At 41.4% G+C, this 2945-nt stretch carries 2 protein-coding genes; both read right to left on the bottom strand.

Annotated features, from left to right (window positions below; genetic code table 11):
• Nucleotides 1-380: 380 nt before the first annotated feature.
• Complete coding sequence (locus HMPREF0673_RS00855; RefSeq protein WP_007896893.1) at nucleotides 381-1427, bottom strand: IS110 family RNA-guided transposase; 1047 nt, start codon at nucleotides 1425-1427, stop codon at nucleotides 381-383.
• A 266-nt stretch (nucleotides 1428-1693) separates the two neighbouring features.
• Nucleotides 1694-2746: an IS110 family transposase gene (locus HMPREF0673_RS00850; protein WP_007896891.1), complete on the bottom strand. Its 1053-nt coding sequence runs from the start codon at nucleotides 2744-2746 to the stop codon at nucleotides 1694-1696.
• Nucleotides 2747-2945 lie beyond the last annotated feature (199 nt).

Here is a 2945-nt window from a genome sequence, read left to right as displayed (position 1 = left end):
TGATGAGTGGGGTGAAATGAACAAGGCGACAACGTATAACTTACCGAGCGTGGTTGTTATAGGTTGTCGCCTCATTTTATTGGCTATACCGAGTTGGTCGTGTTTGCCGAGTGTTTCTCCGTATGGTCTGTATAAAATCTAATACCATGATTCCTAAGACATCACCAAATTTTTGAGAGCTTTTTTGTGTTAAAATAAGCAAAATAGCCCCCAGAAAGCATATAGTCATACCTACCCCTGTAGCAGAAGAAGACATTTTTTGACTTTTCTGTTACAAAAAAAAACGATACGGAACTCTTTCTTTTAATAGCTTTTTGCTCGATTCCTAATTAGTTATCCGTATCTGTCCTCACAAGACTATAAGAGACAATGGTACATTGTCATAGTTCACTTGCTTTGGACTTTTCAATATGTAAGTTCTTTCTGTCGTCAGAGGTGTTCAACACTTCCCATTTTCTCTTTTGCTTGCCTATGGCAAACATTCTGCAAATGAGCTTAAACTTGACGGCATTCAATGCCTTACGCTTAGTATCAGAATCTTTTCTGCCTCCTAACTTTCGATTATAAAACATTTGCATTTCCACATCGTACTCAACAGCTCTCAATGCCGCCATAGACAGGTCAGCTTTCACTTGACCGTTACAGTGTGCGGAAGGTCGGGCACGCCATTTCACACTGGTACCAGAAGTGTGACTGCATGGAGCTACGCCAACATATCTCGCATATTGCCGAGCTGTGTCAAAAGCGGTAAAGTTTCGTGTGATGGCAATTATGTTTGTTGCATTGACAAAACCAATTCCTGGTATCGTCAACAGATTCTGAAAAGTGTCAAAGACATCTTCCTCCTTGGACATTAATTCACACTCTTCCTGATCTATCTTCTCAATGTCATGATTGAGCTTTTTAATGTAGCTCTCATACATGGCAGAATCCTCTTTCGTTTCAAACATCTGCATTCGGTTCATAAAGTTTGTCCGTTGCTCCACAAGGAACTTACGCTCATTGACAAGTTGCTTCAATTGTTGCATAGCCTTGCTTGGCAACTTGTATGGCTTGGCACATTCCGTGCCATCATAACGATAGAGGAAGTCAGCTATCTTTGCAGAGTCATTCTTGTCTCGCTTATCTATTGTCCCCATAGGATGATGTTTTACTATACGTGTACTAAGCATACAGAAAGAGTAATTCTTGGACGTGAGGAATTTTTCCAAGTCCAAGGAGTAGCAACCTGTAAATTCCATGCCAAACAGGGCTTGGGAAAGTACCACACGGCTCTTTTTGAGCCATGAGCACATATCGCCAAATCCCTTGCGAGTGTTGTTGAACACCTCATGAGGGAACATTTTGATGTTGGTATCCTCACGAAATATAGATACATCTATGACATTTTTAGAGATGTCAATGCCTACAAATGATTTATTTTTCATATCTTTGCACCGCTTTACGAAAGGAACTCTCTATGTCAGGATAAGCCAAATCTTTTAAAAGCTGGGACGGACAGCTAATTCCCTAAAAGGCACTGAGTCTGACATTTCGGGCAGAGGAGACTATATCAAGGGAAAGGGCTTTGCCTAAGATTAAAAAGTTCACTACCTCTGTCTGGAGTTCCTTCCTTTTGAGGATTCCTCGCAAAGGTAGTGCCAAAAGCAACCAAGAGACTCTATCATGGTATAGTGATGGTCTTAAAACACTGTTAGTTCACTCCTGGTTGCTTGTTTTTCCCATTTCGATAATTGTCCGTCTCCACATACGGAGTACCTCGTTTTATAACGGCAAACATACGGAGTATCATCTTAAACTTGATTGCATTAAACACTATTCCACTGCATTTCTCCTTTCTCTTGCGTTCCCAGTAATCTCTGATGTTCGGAATGTGCTGCATGCAAACCAAACAGGCAATGGACAAATCTGCCTTTGCCTGTTTAAAACCTTTCTTAGAGACTGACGAGCCTTTTCTCACAGATGTACCAGATTCTTTCTTGAAAGGAGCGACACCAATATAGCAAGCGTATTTACGTGGGTTATCTATTGCCATGAAGTTTTCGGTCAAGACAATGGTTTCAAGTGCGACAACACGCCCAATACCAGGTATTGATGTCAGCAGGGAAAAGTTCTTGCTGATGTCCGCATCTTCTTTTATGTACATGTCAATTTCATTGTCTATGCCTTTAAGTGCATCATTGAGCGTTTTAAGTTGCCCATTCTTACGTTCCACAGACAAATCTGTGTCATACGCACATATATCATGAAGCTGCTGCTTGTAAAGGACTGACTGCTTGACTGTCTGCTTGCGTTCCGCCAAAAGCCTCTTCAACTTAAAATATACAGGAGAAGGAAGTTTTGATGGGTTGCGAAGAATCTTTCTGTGGTTCTGCTCACAGTAAATGGCTATGCGGAAAGAATCAAGCTCGTCAGTCTTGATGCGGTCGAGCGAACGCAGTCCATCATCCAAGTCTGGCTCAAAGCGATGCATCTTGCGAGGTTCCACCATCCTATAAATATAATGTTTCTCTTCCAACCACAGTCTAAAGTTTTGGGTGTAAAGTCCTGTATATTCCATACAGAACAAGACTATATCAAACCCCTTGCTTACCTTTGCCACCCATGAACCAATTTTCTTGAAACCTGCATTGTTGTTGCTCACCTTTATATGGGCTTTCTTCCAATCAATGCTTTCTCCGTCATAATAAGCAAGGTCGAGAGTCTGCTTTGAGACATCCACGCCTATGTAAAGTTCTTTATCCATAATTTTGACATTTAATAGTTAAATGGAATCAAGAAAGTTGGCTGGATTATATAAGGACTATGACATGAGAAAGGGCATACCTTGAAAGAAAGATAGTTCACCTTAACACCCATTAACCAAATATCCTAACTTGATTCCTGGGTGCAAAGGTAAAACACTGCGGTGGCTCGCCCAAGTGGCTGGAGGCGCAAAGCCTCCA

This window comes from Leyella stercorea DSM 18206, from assembly GCF_000235885.1.
Lineage (GTDB): Bacteria > Bacteroidota > Bacteroidia > Bacteroidales > Bacteroidaceae > Prevotella > Prevotella stercorea.
The sequence above is the reverse complement of the archived record's forward strand: the minus strand, read 5'-3'. Positions and strand labels throughout refer to the sequence as shown.